A 20777-nucleotide genomic window follows, 5' to 3' on the forward strand; every position below is an offset into this window, starting at 1 on the left:
TAAAAGACGGATGAAGTGGTATGAGCTAAGGTCAGAAGAGGTCGAAAAAAAAGTAAATACAAGCCTTTCCACAGGTCTTCAAGACCAAGAAGTAAAACAGCGTCAAAAGCAATTTGGATATAATGAATTGAAGGAAGCGGAACGCCCTTCAGCACTTTTGCTTTTTTTAGCTCAGTTTAAGGATTTTATGGTACTTGTATTACTTGCTGCAACTCTCGTGTCGGGGTTGTTAGGAGAATACATTGATGCCATCGCAATTATGGCAATTGTCTTAATTAACGGGTTTTTAGGATTTTTTCAAGAACGAAAAGCAGAAAAATCGCTTCAAGCCTTAAAAGAGCTTTCTGCACCACAGGTGAACGTATTCCGAAATAATGAATGGGTTCGAATTCTGTCAAAAGAACTTGTTGTAGGGGATATCATTAAATTCACTAGTGGTGACCGCATTGGTGCCGACGTACGCCTAGTTGATGTCAAAAGCTTAGAAATTGAAGAATCTGCATTAACAGGGGAATCTGTTCCAGTTACCAAGCACGTTGAACCGATTCGTGATGGTGAAGTTTCACTTGGTGATCAAGAAAATATGGCCTTTATGGGAACGATGGTAACACGTGGTAGTGGTGTCGGTATTGTAGTTGGAACTGGTATGAATACTGCAATGGGTCAAATTGCGGAGCTTCTTCAAACAGCACAAGCGATGATCACACCATTGCAGAGAAGATTAGAGCAATTAGGGAAGATCTTGATAACCGTTGCATTAATTTTAACTCTGTTAGTCGTCATAGTTGGTGTAATAAATGGACATGAAATGTATGAAATGTTCTTAGCGGGAGTATCGTTGGCTGTAGCCGCAATCCCTGAAGGACTCCCAGCTATTGTGACGGTTGCCCTTTCCTTAGGTGTTCAGCGAATGATTAAGAAAAATGCTATTGTCCGCCGTTTACCTGCTGTTGAAACATTAGGCTGCGCGTCAGTCATATGTTCAGATAAGACAGGCACCATGACTCAAAATAAAATGACGGTTACACATCTTTGGTCTGGCGGCAAAACATGGTCTGTTTCAGGTACAGGCTATGATGTAGACGGGAAGTTCTTCTTTGGGGAAAGAGAAATAAAACCATCTGAAAACAAAACCCTTCAACAATTACTGACGTTTGGCGTTTTATGTAATAATGCTTCATTAAAAAGAAAAGATGAGGATATTGTCGTTGATGGTGATCCTACAGAAGGCGCCCTTCTTGTTGCAGGTATTAAAGCAGGACTTACAAATGAATTTTTAGCAGAACAATTTGAAATCATTGAAGAGTTTCCATTTGATTCTGTAAGAAAAATGATGAGTGTTATTGTAAGAGATAGATCTGGAAATCAATTTGTTGTTACAAAGGGGGCACCAGATGTATTACTTGGTGTAAGTAAATCGGTTCTTTGGGATCATAAACAACAACCACTATCAGGAGAATACGAGAATAAGATTAAGGATGCGATTGAGGGATTGGCTTCAAATGCCCTTCGTACGATTGCGGTTGGCTTTAAACCATTAAGACCGAATCAAAAATTAGTTTCTGAACGTGAGGCAGAAAGCGAGTTAACCTTTATTGGAATTCAAGGAATGATTGATCCGCCACGTCCAGAAGTTAAAGCAGCAGTTAAAGAGTGTAAAGACGCAGGAATCAAAACAATTATGATCACAGGTGATCACGTCATTACAGCAAAAGCTATCGCTACTCAGCTTGGAATTCTTCCAGCTGGCGGTAAAGTGTTAGATGGATATGCCCTTTCAAAAATGGATGTAGAAGAGCTGGAGGAAATTGTAGATGATGTCTATGTATATGCTAGGGTATCACCTGAACATAAACTTAAAATTGTTCAAGCTCTTCAAAGTAGGGGACATATTGTTGCAATGACGGGTGATGGGGTAAACGATGCTCCAGCAATTAAAGCATCCGATATCGGGATTGCAATGGGGATAACTGGAACAGATGTAGCGAAAGAAGCTTCATCCCTAATATTGCTCGATGATAATTTTGCAACAATTAAAGCTGCAATAAAAGAAGGCCGAAATATCTATGAAAATATTAGAAAATTTATTCGTTATTTATTAGCATCCAATGTCGGTGAAATTCTTGTCATGCTGTTTGCCATGTTAATGGCGCTTCCATTGCCACTCGTTCCGATTCAAATTCTTTGGGTTAACCTTGTAACAGACGGGTTACCTGCAATGGCTCTTGGACTTGACCAACCGGAAGGGAATTTAATGAAACATGGACCGAGACATCCGAAGGAAGGGGTCTTTGCGAGAGGATTGGGTTGGAAGATTGTCAGCCGCGGATTCTTAATTGGAATTGCCACTTTGGCTGCTTTTATGGTGGTTTATCATAGAGACCCTAGTAATCTTGGTTATGCCCAAACAATCGCATTTGCTACACTAGTTATGGCTCAATTAATCCATGTATTTGATTGCCGAAGCGAACGCTCTATTTTCCACCGCAATCCATTCGAAAATATGTACTTAGTGTGGGCGGTTATTTCATCTATAATTTTAATGCTAATCGTGATTTACTATCCACCACTGCAACCTGTTTTCAAAACATATGCCATTGCACCAAGAGATTGGCTTCTCGTAATCGGAATGTCAGCTATACCAACATTCCTACTTGCAGGATCATTATTAACAAGAAAAAGATCCGCAGCTCGTGCATAAAAATAAGCTAGACTTGGATTTTAGATATAGACCTGTGTTATAATACATGAGGTAATGGAGTGTAGACTCTATTACCTTTTTTCATTTAATAAGAACTATTCCATTTTAGAAAACAATGGTAAAATATAAATGGTTAAGATGAGCGTATACATAAAGCGCTGCCTGTTATGTTAGATTGGAAGTGATATGATGATTGTGAGTATGACAGGTTTTGGACGTGCAAAAAAAGAGACAAATGCATTCACCGTTCATGCAGAACTGAAATCTGTAAACCATCGATTCTGTGAAATCAATATAAGATTACCTAGACAACTGCTGTTTCTTGAGGATAAAATAAAAAAAGCAATAATCGAGCATGTGAAAAGAGGTCGTGTCGAGGTATTTCTTACAATTGAAGGTGAAGGGCTTGTTACGAAAACGATCTCCATTGACTGGGATTTATTAGATTCTTTAGTTGCATCGACTCGACAAATCCAGGAAAAATACCAGCTTACTGATCAAATTACAGCAGGACAGCTACTTTCAAATGAAAATATCCTCTCCATAGAAGAGAAAGAAATGGAGAACCAAGAACTTGAAGAAACCGTCCTTGAGGTCATTGAAAGTGCGACATTGCAATTGAGACAAATGAGGGAAGTTGAAGGTAAGAAGTTAAACCAGGATATTATTAGCTTCCTTGGACAAATTGATGAAAATGTACATATTATTAAGGAATATGCACCAAAAATAGTTACCCATTATCGTGACCGTATTGAAAAAAGAATCAGAGAGTTTGTTGGGGATGAATTTGATGAGAATCGAATTCTCACTGAAGTAGCATTATTTGCAGAAAAAGCGGATATCAGTGAGGAACTTACACGACTCGAAAGCCATATTAGTCAATTTAGGGAAACTGTAAAAACAAATGAACCAATTGGAAGAAAACTCGATTTTATCATTCAAGAAATGAACAGAGAAACCAATACAATCGGTTCAAAGGCAAACGACCCTTTAATTGCAAATCATGTTGTGGAAATGAAAAGCTTATTAGAGAAAATTAAAGAGCAAGTTCAAAATATTGAATAGCTTGATTATAAAGCCATTTTCGCGGCAAAAATAGAGGGGATATACTGGGGGAGATTAAGTGCAAATCAAATTAATAAATATCGGATTCGGAAATATTGTCTCGGCCAACAGAATTATTTCAATTGTAAGTCCCGAATCTGCTCCGATTAAACGGATTATTCAAGATGCTCGTGATCGAGGAATGCTCATTGATGCTACATATGGAAGAAGAACGCGTGCTGTTATGATAATGGATAGTGACCATATTATCCTATCAGCAGTCCAGCCAGAGACAGTTGCACAAAGGCTATCAAAAGAAGATGAGCTAACAGACGAAGGGTAGGTTTAAGAACGAATGAAAGAAAGAGGTTTACTAATAGTTTTATCAGGTCCATCTGGTGTCGGAAAAGGTACTGTCCGTAAAGAAATTTTTTCACAGCCCGATACAAAATTTCAATATTCCATTTCAATGACGACAAGAAAGCCGCGTGAAGGAGAAGTGGATGGTGTTGATTACTTCTTTAAGACGAGAGAAGAGTTTGAAGCATTAATAAAAAACAACAAGCTTCTTGAATGGGCAGAATATGTTGGGAACTATTATGGAACCCCAATTGATTACGTGGAATCTACTTTACAAGAAGGTAAGGATGTTTTCCTAGAGATTGAAGTACAGGGGGCACTTCAAGTAAGAAAAGCATTCCCTGAAGGTTTATTCATTTTCTTAGCACCACCAAGTCTGAAAGAATTAAAGAACAGAATAGTTACGAGGGGTACAGAGTCTGACGATTTAATCCTTAACAGAATGAAGGTTGCAAAAGAAGAAATTGAAATGATGGACGCTTATGATTATGTTGTTGAAAATGATAAGGTTGAGCTTGCCTGCGAGCGGATTAATGCAATTGTCACTGCTGAGCATTGTCGCCGTGACCGTGTGGCAAGACGTTATAAACAAATGCTGGAGGTTGATTTTTAATGTTAGTTCCATCTATTGATGCGTTATTAAATAAATTAAATTCTAAATATACTCTTGTAACAGTTGCTGCTAAAAGAGCAAGAGTGATGCAAGAAAAAAATGATGGAATGGTACAGAAGCCTGTATCCTATAAATCCGTTGGTAAAGCACTAGAGGAAATCGATGCCGGTCTTCTTTATTATACAACTGATAAAAAAGACGCTGGAGAACCAACACAAACAATTAATGAATAACCGAAAATAACAACCTCTCATGCAGGTTGTTATTTTTTTAAGGGGGATTCCAATGCTAGGTAAAAATATTTTAGTTTGCGTGAGTGGGGGGATTGCAGTATATAAGGCTGCAGCTTTAACAAGCAAGCTAACACAAGCTGGTGCAAACGTAAAAGTGATCATGAGTGACTCAGCAATGAAATTTGTTACTCCGTTAACGTTCCAAGCACTTTCGAGAAATGATGTGTACTACGATACATTCGATGAAATAAATCCAGCCGTGATTGCTCATATCGATTTAGCTGATTGGGCTGATTTAGTGGTCGTAGCACCTGCTACAGCAAATACAATTGGCAAGCTTGCAAATGGAATTGCGGATAATATGATAACCACAACATTGCTTGCCACTACAGCTCCCGTTTGGATTGCGCCAGCAATGAATGTCCATATGTACGATCATCCCGCGGTAAAACGGAATATTGAAATGTTAGCGAAGGACGGATATCAATTTATTGAACCGTCTGAAGGATATTTAGCCTGTGGATATGTTGGGAAAGGGCGACTTGAAGAGCCCGAAAAAATTGTCGCACTCATAACGGCCCATTTTTCAGAACTACCCGTATTACGTGGAAAGCGAATCTTAATTACGGCTGGACCAACTCGTGAAAAGCTCGACCCGGTTCGTTTCTTTACAAATCGTTCAACAGGTAAGATGGGCTATGCGATAGCAGAAGCAGCAAGCCAGATGGGTGCAGAAGTAACCTTGATTTCTGGTCCAACGAATCTTCCTACTCCACCTAATGTGAGAGTGATTCCTATTGAATCTGCAGAAGATATGTTCAAACAAGTCATGGCTAATTATAAGCAGAACGATATCGTCATCAAATCAGCGGCGGTTGCGGATTATCGTCCAAAACAAGTCTATGCTGAAAAAATGAAAAAAAAGGGCGGAGATCTTGTCCTCGAACTTGAACGGACAACAGATATTTTAAAAACATTAGGTGAACAAAAGGAACACCAATTTTTAGTTGGCTTTGCAGCTGAGACCGAACATATTGAAGAATATGCAAAACGGAAATTATCATCAAAAAACCTTGATATGATCGTTGCAAACAATGTGACGACACAAGGAGCAGGCTTTGGTACGGACACAAATCTTGTAACCATCTATAAAAAGGATGGAACCCATAAAGAATTGCCAATGATGACAAAGCTTGATGTTGCAAAAACTTTATTGCTTGAAGTAAAACAAATGTTGGATGGCGAAAAGGAATGAAAATTGCCAGTATTATTGTTGATGTTCCTGCAATGCAAACGGATAAACCATATGATTATATTATTCCTGAAAAATGGAGTGACGTAGTTGTACCAGGAATGAGGGTCGTTGTTCCATTTGGTCCTCGTAAAGTCCAGGGATTTGTAATGAGTCTATCAAACAAGGCAGGAGTGGATAAGCTGAAGGAAATTCACTCTTTGCTTGATCTGACGCCGGCTCTGAATGAAGAGCTACTACATATTGGTAAATGGTTAACAGAAAAAACACTTTGCTTTACGATATCAGCGTTACAAGCAATGCTTCCATCAGCAATGCGTGCAAAATACGAGAAGGAAATAAGACTTCTTGATCCATCAAAAAGAATCGAATTGGAACCAGCAATTCAAGCTTCGTTTGCACAGCATGATGAAGTTCACTGGGAAGACGCTGAAAAAAACGATTTATTGCATATATACCAAAAGGATATTAAAAAAGGCCTTCTTGAGGTTGTCTACAAAGTAAAAAATCGTAGCAATAAAAAAACGATGAAGCAAGTGCAGCTTGCACTTTCAATAGAGGAAACTGAAAAAGTGATTCAAGAGCTTTCACAGGCAGCTAAAAAACAGAAAGATGTCCTTGAGTTTTTTCTGAAAAACAATAAACCAATCTTCGTAAAGGAGCTTTTAGAGGAGCTTGCCGTTACCGATAGTACCATTCGAACAATGGTAAAGAAAGGTTTTATTTCAGAACAAAATGTTGAGGTTTACCGAGATCCCTATGCGGACAGGCATTTTGAACAAACGACACCAATGCCATTGACAGTTGAACAGCAAAATGCGATCTCTCCAATTCTTGCCTCGATTGAAGATGTACTTCATAAGGTGTTCTTAATGTATGGTGTAACCGGAAGTGGAAAGACAGAGGTCTATATGCAGGCAATTGATGCCGTATTAAAAAAAGGCAAAGAAGCGATTGTCCTGGTTCCAGAAATTTCACTTACACCACAAATGGTGAGTCGATTCAAGGGGCGCTTTGGCTCCCGAGTTGCCGTCATGCATAGTGGACTAGGAATTGGTGAGAAATATGATGAGTGGCGAAAAATTTATCGTAAGGAAGTAAGTGTTGTAGTTGGAGCGAGGTCTGCCATATTTGCTCCATTTGAAAATATCGGGATAATTATTATTGATGAAGAGCATGAATCAAGCTATAAGCAGGAAGATAATCCGAGATACCATGCAAGAGATGTCGCGATATTCCGTGGTCAGTTGCATAATGCCCCTGTTATTTTAGGAAGTGCAACACCAACGCTTGAATCCTTTGCACGTGCATCAAAGAATGTCTATGAGCTTATTACATTAAAGGAAAGGGTCAATCAAAGACCTTTACCCACTGTTGAAATAGTCGATATGCGTGAGGAATTACGTAATGGAAATCGCTCTATGTTCTCAACTCCCCTTTTTGAGAAATTAACAGCAAGACTTGAACGAAACGAGCAATCGGTTTTATTTTTAAATAGACGTGGCCATTCCTCTTTTGTGATGTGTCGGGACTGTGGGTATGTTGCCAATTGCCCGCATTGTGATATATCACTAACTTATCATAGGCCACATAACCGTTTGAAATGCCATTATTGTGGGTATGAAACCTACATGCCTAATACCTGTAATGAGTGTGGTAGTGAGCATATCCGATTTTTTGGTACTGGTACACAGAAGGTGGAAGAAGAACTTGCGAAGGTTTTACCAGAAGCAAGAGTCATTCGAATGGACGTTGATACAACAAGCCGAAAAGGTGCCCATGAGAAATTGTTGAACGAATTCGGTGATGGAAAAGCAGATATATTACTTGGAACACAAATGATCGCCAAAGGATTAGATTTTCCAAATGTTACATTAGTTGGTGTCCTAACTGCTGATACGATGCTTAATCTTCCGGATTTTCGTTCATCAGAAAAAACGTTCCAACTACTCACGCAAGTTAGCGGGAGAGCCGGACGTCATGAACTTCCTGGTGAGGTTGTGATTCAAAGCTATACCCCTGAGCATTATAGTATTGAGCTCGCGAGTCATCATAATTATGATGGCTTCTATCAAAATGAAATGCGCATAAGGAAAGCCCATGCTTATCCACCTTATTATTATCTTGCTTTAGTGACTGTAACACATCCAGAACTAACAAAAACCGTCGATGTTGCTGAGAAAATTGCAATCTATTTACGAAAATCACTATCAAATCAATCCATCATTTTAGGCCCGGTGACCTCACCAATTGCTCGGATTAATAATAGATATCGATACCAATGCATGATAAAATACAAAAATGAGCCAAATCTTAATATGCTTTTGAAAGGGATTCTTGATCGATACCAAAGAGAAATAGCACAAAACTCACTTACCTTATCCATTGACTTAAACCCATATATCATGATGTAGTTTAAAGTTACGATAAAAGAGAGAGACTGATAGAAAGCGCAAGGCGCATAGAGCTAGATATGTAAAAACTTGTAGTGGAGGAACTCACTTGGCTTTATTACCAATTGTTAAATATCCAAATGAAATACTTGAGGTTGAATGTGAAAAGGTGACAACCTTTGACCGAAAACTATCAATACTAATTAAAGATATGTACGATACCATGCTTGAGGCAGACGGTGTTGGATTAGCTGCACCTCAGGTTGGAATTGCAAAACAAATCGCCATCGTTGATATAGGGGACGAGAGCGGACTTATTGAATTAATTAATCCCGTGATCCTTGAGCGAAAAGGTGAACAGGTAGGTCCAGAAGGCTGTCTCAGTTTTCCGGACCTTTTTGGTGAAGTTACACGTCATGATTATGTTAAAGTAAGAGCGCAAAACCGTAGAGGGAAAATATACATATTCGAGGCAAGAGACTTCATGGCACGTGCGATTCAGCATGAAATTGATCACCTTCACGGTATTTTATTTACCTCGAAGGTGAACCGTTTTTATGAAGAAGGAGAAATTGAAGGGTAGGTAATGACATGGAACGTATAGTATTTATGGGTACTCCAGATTTTTCAGTACCTGTTTTACGTCAAATAATAGAGGATGGCTATGAGGTTGTTGCTGTTGTGACACAACCAGACAGACCAGTTGGGAGAAAAAGAGTGTTAACTCCACCACCTGTTAAAGTAGAGGCTTTAAAGCACGGTATCCCGGTCCTCCAGCCAAATAAAATAAGAGAAAAACAAGAAATAGAAACTGTATTAAGCTACAAGCCTGATCTAATCATAACCGCTGCATTTGGACAAATCCTGCCTAATGAAATACTGGAAGTTCCAAAGTATGGCTGTATAAATGTCCATGCCTCATTACTTCCTGAGTTGAGAGGTGGAGCGCCGATTCATTATTCAATCCTTCAAGGAAAGAAAAAAACAGGTGTGACCATCATGTATATGGTTGAAAAGCTAGATGCAGGGGATATCCTAACACAAGTAGAAATCCCAATAGTTGAAACAGACCATGTAGGTTCATTACACGATAAATTAAGTGTGGCTGGTTCAAAGCTATTATCAGAAACCATTCCATTACTTTTAGATGATAAGATAACACCAATTAAACAGGATGACACCAAAGCAACCTTTGCTTCAAATATTAAACGTGAGCAGGAAAAGATAGACTGGACAAAAACTGGGGAAGATATTTATAACCATATTCGGGGGCTCCACCCTTGGCCAGTTGCCTATACCACAATAAATGGGGATGTCATGAAAATTTGGTGGGGTGAAAAAGTACCATCCGCTACACCAACAAAACCTGGTACTGTTGTTTCAACTGAAAAAGATGGGTTTATTGTTTCGACTGGGAATACTACTTTTATAAAAATTACTCAACTTCAGCCTGCAGGAAAGAAAAAAATGAGCGCAGAGCAATTCTTGTTGGGTGCCGATTTACAGGTAGGGACTCAGTTAGGAGACAAAGATGGCGAAATCTAATGTTCGAAATGTAGCACTGGAGATCTTATTGCAAATAGAAAAAAATCAAGCCTATAGCAATCTTCTTTTGAACCAAATGATTAAAAAGCATGAGGTTAACGGGAAGGATGTAGGTCTACTCACTGAGATTGTCTATGGAACCCTTCAACGCCGCGATACATTAGACTTTTATTTAGCTCCATTTTTAAAAAAGAGCAAAAAGCTTGATCAATGGGTGAGAATACTATTGAGGCTATCTCTTTACCAAATGGTCTATTTAGACCGGGTACCAGAACGAGCGATCTTTTTTGAAGCCGTCGAGATTGCCAAAAAAAGAGGGCATAAAGGTACAGCGTCCCTTGTAAATGGAGTGCTCCGATCTATCCAACGTGAGGGCTTGCCATCATTAGAGCAAATAAAAGATGAGGTGGAAAGACTTGCGATTGAAACAAGTCATCCGATATGGCTTGTTAAGCGTTGGATTCAGCACATAGGGTTTGAAGAAACTCGAAAAATGTGTGAGGTCAATTGTACACCACCGGAACAAACCGCTCGTGTTAATAAGGCAGTGATAACAAAAGAAGAGCTTATTCAAATGCTAAAAGACGAAGGAATTGAAGCAGAAAAAGGAAGTGTCTCTGTTGATGCTATTAAAGCAGTTCGTGGGAATCTAGCCCATTCAAAAGCCTTTAAGGAAGGATATTTGACCATCCAGGATGAAAGCTCTATGCTTGTAGCCCGTGCACTTGGAGTTGAAAAAGGTGATCAAATTCTGGACAGCTGTGCGGCACCAGGTGGTAAAACAACACATATTGCGGAATTACTGAATAACACAGGTAAGGTATTTTCCCAAGATCTCCATGAACATAAAATAAAGTTAATTAATGAAGCAGTCAATCGATTGGGCCTTAAAAATGTCGAAACAAAGGCTCTTGATAGTAGAAAAGCAAGGGAAGTTTTCGAATCACAAAGCTTTGATAAAATTCTGGTTGATGCACCCTGTTCAGGCTTTGGGGTTATTAGAAGAAAGCCAGACATAAAATATTCAAAAGCAGCATCAGACAATGAAAACCTTGCAAAAATACAGTTAGACATTTTAACTGAGGTTTCATCTTTATTAAAAAAAGATGGTATACTCGTGTATAGCACATGTACAATAGATTACGAAGAAAATGAAGGTGTCATCAAAACCTTCCTTGAACAAAACAAAGATTTTATACTAGATGAGACAATTGAAAATTACCTGCCTGAAATAGTGAAACCATATATTAAAACTGGACAACTTCAGCTTTATCCACATTATTTTGGTACAGATGGATTTTATATTGCAAGATTAAGAAAGCAGGTGTAATGTATTGGAAGAAGTACAAACAACTAGAAGAAAAAAACAAAACTTACCAAATTCAAAACCATCCATTTACTCTCTTCAACTAGAAGAGATTGAAAACTGGCTCATTGAAAATGGTGAGAAGAAATTTCGCGGAAATCAGATTTTTGAATGGCTTTATACGAAGCGGGTGACCAATTTTGATGAGATGACAAACTTATCAACGGCACTGCGTCAGAAGCTTGCTGAGCAATTTACGATTACGACTCTTAAAACCATCATTCAGCAAACCTCTGCTGATGGAACGATGAAGTTTTTATTTGAACTCCATGATGGATATTCAATTGAAACGGTTCTCATGAGACATAGCTATGGAAACTCCATCTGTGTGACAACACAGGTTGGTTGCCGTATAGGCTGTACCTTCTGTGCATCAACATTAGGAGGACTAAAGCGGAACCTAGAGGCCGGGGAAATTGTTGCCCAAGTTGTAAAAGTTCAAAAAGCATTAGATGAAATGGGTGAGCGTGTAAGTCATCTTGTTATCATGGGGATTGGAGAACCGTTTGATAATTACGATCAAATGCTTTCCTTCCTAAAAATTATTAATCATGATAAGGGCCTAAATATTGGTGCTCGTCATATTACCGTTTCAACCAGTGGAATCATTCCAAAAATCTATAAGTTTGCTGATGAAAAGTTACAAATAAATTTTGCAATCTCTTTACATGCACCTAATACAGAGATAAGGAGCAGGTTAATGCCGATTAATCGTGCGTATAAACTGCCTGATTTAATGGAAGCTGTGCGCTACTATATTGATAAAACAGGGAGAAGAATTAGCTTTGAATACGGGTTATTTGGTGGCGTCAACGATCAAGTTGAGCATGCTGAAGAACTAGCAGAGCTATTAAAGGGAATTAAATGTCATGTTAACTTAATTCCAGTCAATTATGTTCCTGAACGCGACTATGTGAGAACACCAAGAGAACAGATCTTTGAATTTGAAAAGACATTAAAGAAGCATGGTGTAAATGTAACAATTCGCCGTGAACAAGGTCATGATATCGATGCTGCCTGCGGTCAATTACGAGCAAAGGAGCGTAAAGAGGAGACGAGGTGAAACTTATGAAGTCGTTCTTTTTAACAAACCGGGGAAAAGTAAGGCAAATTAATGAGGATAGCTGTGGTGTTTACCATAACAAGGATGGACAAGTTTTAGCTGTCGTTGCTGACGGAATGGGCGGACATTTAGCTGGAGATGTTGCAAGCCAGATGACAACATCTCAGCTCCAGTCCTTTTGGGAAGCAAGTGAAAAAATTACCACATCTGAATCAGCAGAAGCGTGGTTAAAAGAGCATATTTCAAAAATTAATACAAATCTTTACAAACATTCACAAGAAAATGATGAATGCAAGGGTATGGGGACGACAGTTGTCGCAGCAATATGTACGGACCTATTTACATCTGTGGCGCATATTGGAGACAGTCGTTGCTACCTGCTGAATAGCCATGGGTTCCAGCAAATTACCGAAGATCATTCACTTGTTAATGAACTAGTTCGTTCTGGGCATATATCAAAGGAAGATGCAGAGCATCATCCACGAAAAAATGTCGTTTTACGTGCATTAGGGACGGAAACACAGGTCCAAATGGATTTAAAAACAATCATTTTAGATGAAGGTGATCTATTATTAATATGCTCTGACGGCTTGTCGAATAAAGTTTCGGAAGCTGAATTAAAAGACATTTTAGAAAGTGACGATTCTATTGAGAAAAGGTGCGAAAAACTCGTTCAATTGGCCAATGATCATGGTGGAGAAGATAATATCACACTCGTAATCGTCGAATACACGTCTGAAAGTGAGGGCGAATAATCCTATGCTTATTGAAAGACGATTAAGTGGTCGTTATAAAATTCTTGAAGTCATTGGTGGCGGCGGGATGGCCAATGTATACCTCGCACGTGATATAATCCTTGAACGAGATGTAGCCATTAAGGTTCTTCGTTTAGATTTTTCAAATGATGAAGAATTTATTAAACGTTTTAGACGTGAAGCTCATGCGGCTACAAGCTTGGCACACCCGAATGTTGTAAGTATATATGATGTTGGGGAAGAAGAGGATATTTATTATATCGTAATGGAATATGTTCCTGGCCAAACCTTGAAACAATACATACAACGAAATGCACCACTTCATCCTAAAGAAGCGATTAACATTATGCTGCAACTGACATCTGCGATTACACATGCACACCAAAATCAGATTGTTCACCGTGACATCAAACCACAGAATATCTTAATTGACCATGATGGAACAGTGAAGGTAACGGACTTTGGGATTGCAGTTGCCTTAAGTTCAACAACCATTACACAAACAAACTCTGTGCTAGGCTCTGTTCATTATTTATCACCAGAACAAGCAAGGGGTGGAATGTCAACACGTAAGTCTGATATCTATTCTCTTGGTATTGTTATGTTTGAATTATTAACAGGTCGTGTTCCTTTTGAAGGGGAATCTGCGGTATCCATTGCTTTAAAGCATTTACAATCGGATACTCCATCACCAAAAAGATGGAATGCCACCATCCCACAGAGTGTAGAAAACATTATTTTAAAAGCAACTGCAAAAGATCCATTTCATCGCTATGACACAGTTGAAGAGATGGAAGAGGATTTGCAGACAGCGCTTTTTCCGAATCGTTTAAACGAAGAAAAATTCGTAATACCAAATATGGATGATGAAGTAACAAAAGCCATTCCAATTATTAAAGATAATAGCCCATTATCGGCTGAAACAATGGTCCGAGATTCTCAGAAAAACATGAAAAAGCCTGATCAAGACGAACCAAAACCAAAGAAAAAGAAGAAGAAAAACAAGCTTTTAGTAACGCTTGCCATCATCTTTTTCTTTATCATAGCAGCTGGTGTTGCTGCTGTTACGGTTTTCCCTGCATTATTTTTACCAAAGGATGTTGAAGTACCAAATGTATCAAATATGGCATATGACCGAGCAGTTTCCAAACTGGAGGAAGCGGGTTTTAAAATTGGTGACACCATTGAAATCAGTGATCAAGAAATCCAAGAAGGGTATATTGTTCGAACTGACCCTGAAGCAGGAGCTTCTGTAAAGGAAGGCGCCACAATTGATTTATATGAAAGTACTGGTAAAAAGAAAGTGGCATTCAAGGATTATGTCGGTAAAGACTTTGAGGAAGTTAAGGCTAGATTAGATAAAGAAAATTATTTTTATGTTGATAAGGAAGAAGTATTCGATGAGAGTGCTCCCGGAACCATCCTTAAGCAATCAATTGAAGAAGGGGAAGAGGTTGTTCCTGAAGAAACAGAAGTTATTTTTACGATTAGCAAGGGACTTGAAACTATTAATCTTGCTGATTTAACAGGATACCCTGAAAATGCACTTAATGAATATGCCAACTCAACTGGATTAAATATCGATTATTCAGAGGAACAATTTTCAAATGAGATTCCTGCAGGCCAAGCAATTTCGCAAACACCTGAAAAGGGAACTGAATTAACGAGGGGTAACAAGGTCAAAGTAATTATGTCAAAAGGTCCTGAACCGAAAGAGCCGAAAAACGTGAAGCGGACGATTACGATCGACTATACACCTGATGAAGAAGGAAACCCGCAAACGGTGAAAATTTATATTCAAGATGCTCAACATAAAATCACGGATGTTTACAAAGAGATTGAAATGACGGAAAAACAAACTGTTGACCTTACATTTGTCATTAATCCTGGTGAAACTGCCCAATACATGGTGTCTATTGACGGTGAACCTTCTATGAGAGAGGAAATTCCGTATCCAGAAGAGTAGGTTACAAATGGGTAGTTGATTTTTTAGCTACCCTGTATGTCGTGACGAATGAATAAAACAAGGAGTGAAACTATGCCAGAAGGCAAAATTATAAAAGCTTTAAGTGGTTTTTATTATGTTCAGAACGAAGATGGTGAGCTGATTCAATGTCGTGGGAGAGGAGTTTTTCGGAAGAACAAAGTAACTCCCTTAGTAGGCGACAATGTGTTATTCCAAGCAGAGAATGACACAGATGGATATATTTTAGAAGTATCAGAACGCAAGAATGAATTGGTTCGTCCGCCAATTGCTAATGTGGATCAAGCTATACTGGTTTTTTCAGCGATTGAACCTAATTTCAGTCCATTGTTGTTAGATCGCTTTCTTGTTTTAGTCGAATCAAACGATATAGAACCTATTATTTGTATTAGTAAAACGGATTTACTTTCGGACGATGCGGTTCAAGAAATAGAGAACTATGTACGAAGCTATCGCGAAATCGGCTACCATGTCTTATTAACCTCGACTAAGGAAAAGGAAGGTCTTGATCAGCTGTTACCGTTATTGGAAAATCAAATATCGGTATTTGCAGGTCAGTCCGGAGTTGGAAAGTCTTCCCTGTTAAATATGCTTCGACCAGATTTAGCATTAAAAACAGATGAAATATCAACGTCATTAGGCAGGGGAAAGCATACAACAAGACATGTGGAATTAATTGAAGTTGGCAATGGACTTGTTGCAGATACCCCGGGATTTAGTTCGTTAGAATTTCTAACCATTGAGGCAGAGGAACTTTCATACTGCTTCCCCGAAATATATAAGGCGGGTGCAGATTGTAAATTTCGTGGCTGTACGCATACCTCTGAGCCAAAGTGTGCAGTGAGACAAGGCGTAGAAAGCGGGAGCATTGAACAATTCCGTTATAATCACTATGTGAGTTTTTATGAAGAAATAAAGGAAAGAAAGCCGAGGTACTAATGATGATTAAAATTGCACCATCCATTCTTTCAGCAGATTTTGCAAAGCTAGGAGAAGAGATTAAGGATGTTGAACATGGGGGAGCAGACTATATTCATGTTGATGTCATGGATGGTCACTTTGTTCCGAATATTACAATCGGTCCACTTATTGTAGAAGCGATTCGACCTATAACCAAATTGCCATTAGATGTTCATTTAATGATTGAAAACCCTGATCAATACATTCCAGCTTTTGCCAAAGCAGGGGCAGACTTTTTAACGGTACATGTTGAGGCATGTTCGCATTTGCATCGTACCATTCAGTTAATTAAATCTCATGGAGTCAAGGCTGGCGTCGTTTTAAACCCAGCTACACCGGTAGATACAATAAAACATATCATTGAGGATATTGATTTAGTGTTGTTAATGACTGTGAACCCTGGATTCGGTGGCCAAAAGTTCATTCATTCTGTTCTTCCGAAAATCGAGGAAGTTGCACAAATGGTGAGGGAAAAAAACTTGAATGTTGAGATTGAGGTTGATGGAGGAGTCAATGAAGAAACAGCTAGGCTTTGTACCCGTGCTGGTGCTAATGTTCTAGTTGCAGGTTCCGCCATTTATAATCAGGAAGATCGGAAAACGGCGATTGAAAGAATCCGAGGTTTGTAAAAAAAGAGCAGACATTTCTGCTCTTTTTTATATGCTTTTTTGCATATTTTATCTAAGTGAGAACTATGTTTTAGTAATGAACTTAAATTGAATTGTACTTTTTTTAATCAATTAGGCATAAGAATGTTTTAAGAGGTTTACATGAATTTGCTTTTATTTATATGTACTATGGTACTATTTTTTTTCATTTGAATATTATTAATAAAGAAGACCGTGTGATTTCAATGAAAGTACGTGGATATTGCATTGAGGAGGGAAAGTATGAAATTTTATACAATTAAGTTACCAAAGTTCTTAGGCGGTATCGTCCGTGCGATGTTAGGATCATTTAAAAAGGGATAAAAAAAGCACCGTCCATAGGTGCTTTTTTTGTGCAAATTTTCAGCTCTTACAAATGTAAGAGCTAAGACATTTTTATTGTCTGGCTTCAGGCGCCATCGGCTCTCTGGTCTAGCCAATCGCTTCGGAAGGTGAAGTACACCTTCCGAAGCGATTGGCTTATGCTTGTCGCCGATTGACGGGCGCCTTACGCTTTTCTTTATTACACGCGTTCTACTTTACCAGATTTTAATGCTCTTGCAGAAACGTATACGCGTTTTGGTTTACCATCAACTAAAATACGAACTTTTTGTAGGTTAGCTCCCCATTTGCGTTTTGAAGCGTTCATTGCATGGGAACGAGCGTTACCAGTAGTAGTTTTTCTACCTGTGATTACACATTTACGTGCCATTCTATTTCCCTCCTAACTTGCACAGCAACAATCAAACATATCGCTTTCTTCATAGAAATACTTATATAATTTATCATAACTAATGGGATATTGCAATACTTCAAAACGGTGCTTTAAAGGAAAAATCCTTGTCAAGACATAGAAATAGTAAAAAGCTATATAATAAAAGATAATGAATCGACATAGGAAGTTGAGAATTACTTTTAAAATATGAGATGTTATAGTAAAATTACTGTAGCCAAAGGTGAACAATTATAAAGGGGGAGTCTCACATGTCCATCGAATTAAAAACGAAGTACGGACAAATTGATATATCAAACGATGTAATTGCAACGGTTGCTGGTGGAGCTGCTATCGATTGTTACGGGATCGTCGGAATGGCTTCAAAAAGTCAAATTAAAGATGGTATTTCTGAACTTTTACGAAAAGAAAATTTTGCCCGTGGTATTGTTGTACGTCAAGCAAATGATGAAGTGCATATCGACATGTACATAATTGTAAGTTATGGCACGAAAATCTCTGAGGTTGCCCACAATGTTCAATCTAAGGTGAAATATACATTAGACCAAACAGTAGGACTTGCTGTAAACTCGGTTAATATTTACGTGCAAGGAGTTCGTGTAACGAACCCATAAAGAGGAGGAAAATTGCGTGTCAATTACTACATTAGATGGAAAACGTTTTGCAAAAATGGTGTTATTAGGAGCAACACATTTATCTAATAATGCAAAAATGGTAGATGCCCTTAACGTTTTCCCTGTACCAGATGGTGATACAGGAACGAATATGAATCTTTCCATGACATCTGGTGCAAAAGAAGTAAAAAATAATGTTACCCCACATATTGGAAAGGTTGGATCATCTTTAGCGCGCGGACTATTAATGGGAGCGCGTGGTAACTCTGGTGTTATTCTTTCTCAACTTTTCAGAGGTTTTTCTAAAGCGATCGAACAAAAGGAAACGTTGAACGCTAGTGAATTTGCCCATGCCTTTGAAATGGGTGTGGAAACAGCCTATAAAGCTGTTATGAAACCAGTTGAAGGAACAATTTTAACAGTGGCAAAAGATGCAGCAAAACAAGCTGTTGATGCTGCGAAGAATGAGACTGACATTGTTGTTGTGATGGAAGAACTCTTAAAGGAAGCTAAAGCATCATTAAACCGTACACCTGATCTACTACCTGTATTAAAGGAAGTTGGGGTTGTAGATAGTGGTGGTCAAGGGTTAGTGCTAGTTTACGAAGGATTCCTATCAGAATTAAAAGGTGAGACAATTGATAATATGTCGATTGCAACACCATCAATGAATGAGCTTGTAAATGCGGAGCATCATAAAAGTGTTCAGAGTCATATGAATACAGAGGATATTGTATTTGGTTACTGTACAGAATTCATGGTCAAGTTTGAACCGGAAAAAACAAGCAAGCATCCATTTTCTGAAGAACAGTTCCGAAATGATTTAAGTCACTATGGTGATTCGTTATTAGTGATCTCTGACGAAGATATTGTGAAAGTACATATTCATTCCGAGCAACCTGGTGAGGTTTTATCATATGGCCAGCGCTACGGTAGCTTGATTAAAATGAAGATTGAAAATATGCGTGAACAGCATACAGCCATTTTAAATGAAGATGAGACACTTGCTCCAGAACAAATGAAACGTAACAAAGAAAAAGAAAAATATGCGATTATCACTGTTGCGATGGGCTCAGGAATTACAGAATTATTTAAGAGCATTGGAGCTCATGTTGTTATTGAAGGTGGACAAACGATGAATCCTAGTACTGAGGATTTTGTTAAAGCAATTGAATCAGTACATGCGGAAAACTTTATCATTCTTCCAAATAACAAAAATATTATTATGGCAGCTGAACAGGCATCATCCGTCGTTGATGGTAACGTGATTGTTGTACCTTCACGAACAGTACCTCAAGGGATGTCTGCATTACTTGCCTTTAACCCGGCTGGTGAATTAGAAGCAAATCATAAGACTATGACAAGTGCTTTAAGCAATGTAAAAACGGGTCAAATCACGTATGCGGTACGCGATACCAATATCGACGGTATCGACATTGCGAAAGATGATTTCATGGGAATTGCCGAAGGGAAAATTGTTGTAACCGATAGGGATAAGCTAAAAGCTGCAAAAGACTTATTAGCAAAAATTATTTCTGCAGATGATGATGAAATTGTGACAATTATTTATGGGCAGGACTCCTCAGAGGATGAGGTCGAGCAGATTGTCCAATATCTTGAAGAAGAGTTTGAAGATATTGAAGTTGAAGTCCATAATGGTGAGCAGCCACTTTATGCATTTATTTTCTCAGTTGAATAAGATGATGAAATAGAAGGGATCAATCCCTTCTATTTCAATGTTTGGGGACAATTTCCTGTAGATAAAAAAGTCAAGGACAAATAGAGTAATATGTAGGAACACAGTTTGACCTTACTCCATAAATTTATAGTAAGGATGGGGGAAAAAATATGAAATTTAGAAGTGTTTTTGACATTATTGGTCCGGTCATGATTGGTCCGTCAAGCTCCCATACAGCTGGAGCAGCGCGTATTGGAAGAGTCGCTAGAAGCTTATTTGGTCGAGAACCAAAATGGGCAAACATCTCCTTTTACGGATCATTTGCCGAGACGTATAAAGGCCATGGAACAGATGTTGCGATCATTGGTGGTCTGCTTGATTTTGACACATTTGATGAAAGAATTAAAACATCTTTGGAAATTGCAAAAGAATCAGGTATGCAAATAAAATTCACAGAAGAAGAAGCGATTCCGGAACACCCTAATACCGCTCGAGTTTCAATTGGTGATGAAGAGGGGGAGTTGGAGCTTGTCGGTATATCGATAGGTGGCGGAAAAATTGAAATTACTGAGTTAAATGGCTTTCAGCTTCGTTTATCTGGGAATCATCCAGCTATTCTTGTCGTCCACAATGACCGTTATGGCGCCATTGCAGGCGTTGCGAATGTGCTTGCAAAATACGCGATTAACATCGGTCATATGGAAGTAGCACGGAAAGAAAAAGGGATGCAAGCATTGATGACAATTGAAGTTGACCAAAACATCGATGGACAGGTTTTAGATGAACTATCTACCTTACCCAATATTTTAAAAGTAGCTAAAATTGTCGAATAGGCA

General features: G+C 38.6%; 20 protein-coding genes. 19 read left to right on the top strand and 1 reads right to left on the bottom strand.

The genetic code is table 11. The features are described from left to right. The first annotated feature begins 10 nt into the window (after positions 1-10). The 16 genes from V7138_RS18520 to spoVM all read left to right on the top strand — a co-directional run bounded on the left by V7138_RS18520 (position 11) and on the right by spoVM (position 17240). Entirely contained in the window at positions 11-2701 is a 2691-nt protein-coding gene (locus V7138_RS18520) for a calcium-translocating P-type ATPase, SERCA-type (protein ID WP_335400169.1), read from the top strand. A 189-nt stretch (positions 2702-2890) separates the two neighbouring features. Continuing rightward, complete coding sequence (locus tag V7138_RS18525) at positions 2891-3766, top strand: YicC/YloC family endoribonuclease (RefSeq protein WP_335400171.1); 876 nt, start codon at positions 2891-2893, stop codon at positions 3764-3766. A gap of 58 nt (positions 3767-3824) precedes the next feature. Then, positions 3825-4088, top strand: coding sequence for an extracellular matrix/biofilm regulator RemA (gene remA, locus V7138_RS18530; protein WP_010282579.1), 264 nt, complete (start codon positions 3825-3827; stop codon positions 4086-4088). 12 nt (positions 4089-4100) lie between these two features. Further along, positions 4101-4718, top strand: coding sequence for a guanylate kinase (gmk, locus tag V7138_RS18535; RefSeq protein WP_335400173.1), 618 nt, complete (start codon positions 4101-4103; stop codon positions 4716-4718). Then, positions 4718-4951: a DNA-directed RNA polymerase subunit omega gene (gene rpoZ, locus V7138_RS18540; protein WP_335400175.1), complete on the top strand. Its 234-nt coding sequence runs from the start codon at positions 4718-4720 to the stop codon at positions 4949-4951. Before gmk ends, rpoZ begins: the two co-directional genes overlap by 1 nt. Positions 4952-5003: 52 nt before the next feature. Continuing rightward, positions 5004-6206, top strand: a complete 1203-nt coding sequence (coaBC, locus tag V7138_RS18545) for a bifunctional phosphopantothenoylcysteine decarboxylase/phosphopantothenate--cysteine ligase CoaBC (protein ID WP_335400176.1) — start codon at positions 5004-5006, stop codon at positions 6204-6206. Then, complete coding sequence (gene priA / locus V7138_RS18550) at positions 6203-8617, top strand: primosomal protein N' (protein ID WP_335400178.1); 2415 nt, start codon at positions 6203-6205, stop codon at positions 8615-8617. The genes coaBC and priA overlap by 4 nt, the downstream gene beginning before the upstream one ends. 88 nt (positions 8618-8705) lie before the next feature. After that, positions 8706-9179 carry a peptide deformylase gene (gene def / locus V7138_RS18555; protein WP_335400179.1) on the top strand — a complete coding sequence of 158 codons (474 nt, stop codon included), beginning with the start codon at positions 8706-8708 and terminating at the stop codon, positions 9177-9179. Positions 9180-9187: 8 nt separating this feature from the next. Continuing rightward, entirely contained in the window at positions 9188-10141 is a 954-nt protein-coding gene (fmt, locus tag V7138_RS18560) for a methionyl-tRNA formyltransferase (protein ID WP_335400180.1), read from the top strand. Then, complete coding sequence (rsmB, locus tag V7138_RS18565; RefSeq protein WP_335400183.1) at positions 10128-11471, top strand: 16S rRNA (cytosine(967)-C(5))-methyltransferase RsmB; 1344 nt, start codon at positions 10128-10130, stop codon at positions 11469-11471. Before fmt ends, rsmB begins: the two co-directional genes overlap by 14 nt. A 4-nt stretch (positions 11472-11475) precedes the next feature. Further along, positions 11476-12570 carry a 23S rRNA (adenine(2503)-C(2))-methyltransferase RlmN gene (gene rlmN / locus V7138_RS18570; protein ID WP_335400187.1) on the top strand — a complete coding sequence of 365 codons (1095 nt, stop codon included), beginning with the start codon at positions 11476-11478 and terminating at the stop codon, positions 12568-12570. Between the two features lie 5 nt (positions 12571-12575). Continuing rightward, a complete protein-coding gene (locus V7138_RS18575; protein ID WP_335400612.1) occupies positions 12576-13325 on the top strand; it encodes a Stp1/IreP family PP2C-type Ser/Thr phosphatase in 750 nt (249 codons plus the stop codon). 4 nt (positions 13326-13329) lie between these two features. Continuing rightward, the gene (gene pknB, locus V7138_RS18580) at positions 13330-15291 is read left to right on the top strand and encodes a Stk1 family PASTA domain-containing Ser/Thr kinase (protein ID WP_335400190.1); all 1962 of its coding nucleotides are present in this window, start codon (positions 13330-13332) and stop codon (positions 15289-15291) included. Between the two features lie 72 nt (positions 15292-15363). Further along, positions 15364-16248 (top strand): ribosome small subunit-dependent GTPase A, encoded by an 885-nt coding sequence (gene rsgA, locus V7138_RS18585; protein ID WP_335400194.1) that lies wholly within the window; start codon positions 15364-15366, stop codon positions 16246-16248. A 2-nt stretch (positions 16249-16250) separates the two neighbouring features. Further along, a complete protein-coding gene (gene rpe / locus V7138_RS18590; protein WP_335400196.1) occupies positions 16251-16898 on the top strand; it encodes a ribulose-phosphate 3-epimerase in 648 nt (215 codons plus the stop codon). A gap of 261 nt (positions 16899-17159) precedes the next feature. Continuing rightward, positions 17160-17240, top strand: coding sequence for a stage V sporulation protein SpoVM (gene spoVM, locus V7138_RS18595; protein ID WP_010282530.1), 81 nt, complete (start codon positions 17160-17162; stop codon positions 17238-17240). 199 nt (positions 17241-17439) lie between these two features. Here spoVM and rpmB read toward each other — a convergent pair whose 3' ends face one another. Continuing rightward, the gene (gene rpmB / locus V7138_RS18600) at positions 17440-17628 is read right to left on the bottom strand and encodes a 50S ribosomal protein L28 (RefSeq protein WP_010282529.1); all 189 of its coding nucleotides are present in this window, start codon (positions 17626-17628) and stop codon (positions 17440-17442) included. A gap of 272 nt (positions 17629-17900) precedes the next feature. Between rpmB and V7138_RS18605 the strand changes: the two genes are divergently transcribed. The 3 genes from V7138_RS18605 (at position 17901) to sdaAB (ending at position 20774) form a co-directional block, all read left to right on the top strand. Then, a complete protein-coding gene (locus V7138_RS18605; protein WP_335400199.1) occupies positions 17901-18263 on the top strand; it encodes an Asp23/Gls24 family envelope stress response protein in 363 nt (120 codons plus the stop codon). A 16-nt stretch (positions 18264-18279) separates the two neighbouring features. Beyond that, positions 18280-19962 (top strand): DAK2 domain-containing protein, encoded by a 1683-nt coding sequence (locus V7138_RS18610; protein WP_335400201.1) that lies wholly within the window; start codon positions 18280-18282, stop codon positions 19960-19962. A gap of 149 nt (positions 19963-20111) precedes the next feature. Further along, a complete protein-coding gene (gene sdaAB, locus V7138_RS18615; RefSeq protein ID WP_335400204.1) occupies positions 20112-20774 on the top strand; it encodes an L-serine ammonia-lyase, iron-sulfur-dependent subunit beta in 663 nt (220 codons plus the stop codon). Positions 20775-20777: the final 3 nt, after the last annotated feature.

Origin of the sequence: Bacillus sp. JJ1533, assembly GCF_036965045.1 — a bacterium.
GTDB lineage: Bacteria > Bacillota > Bacilli > Bacillales > Bacillaceae_L > Ferdinandcohnia.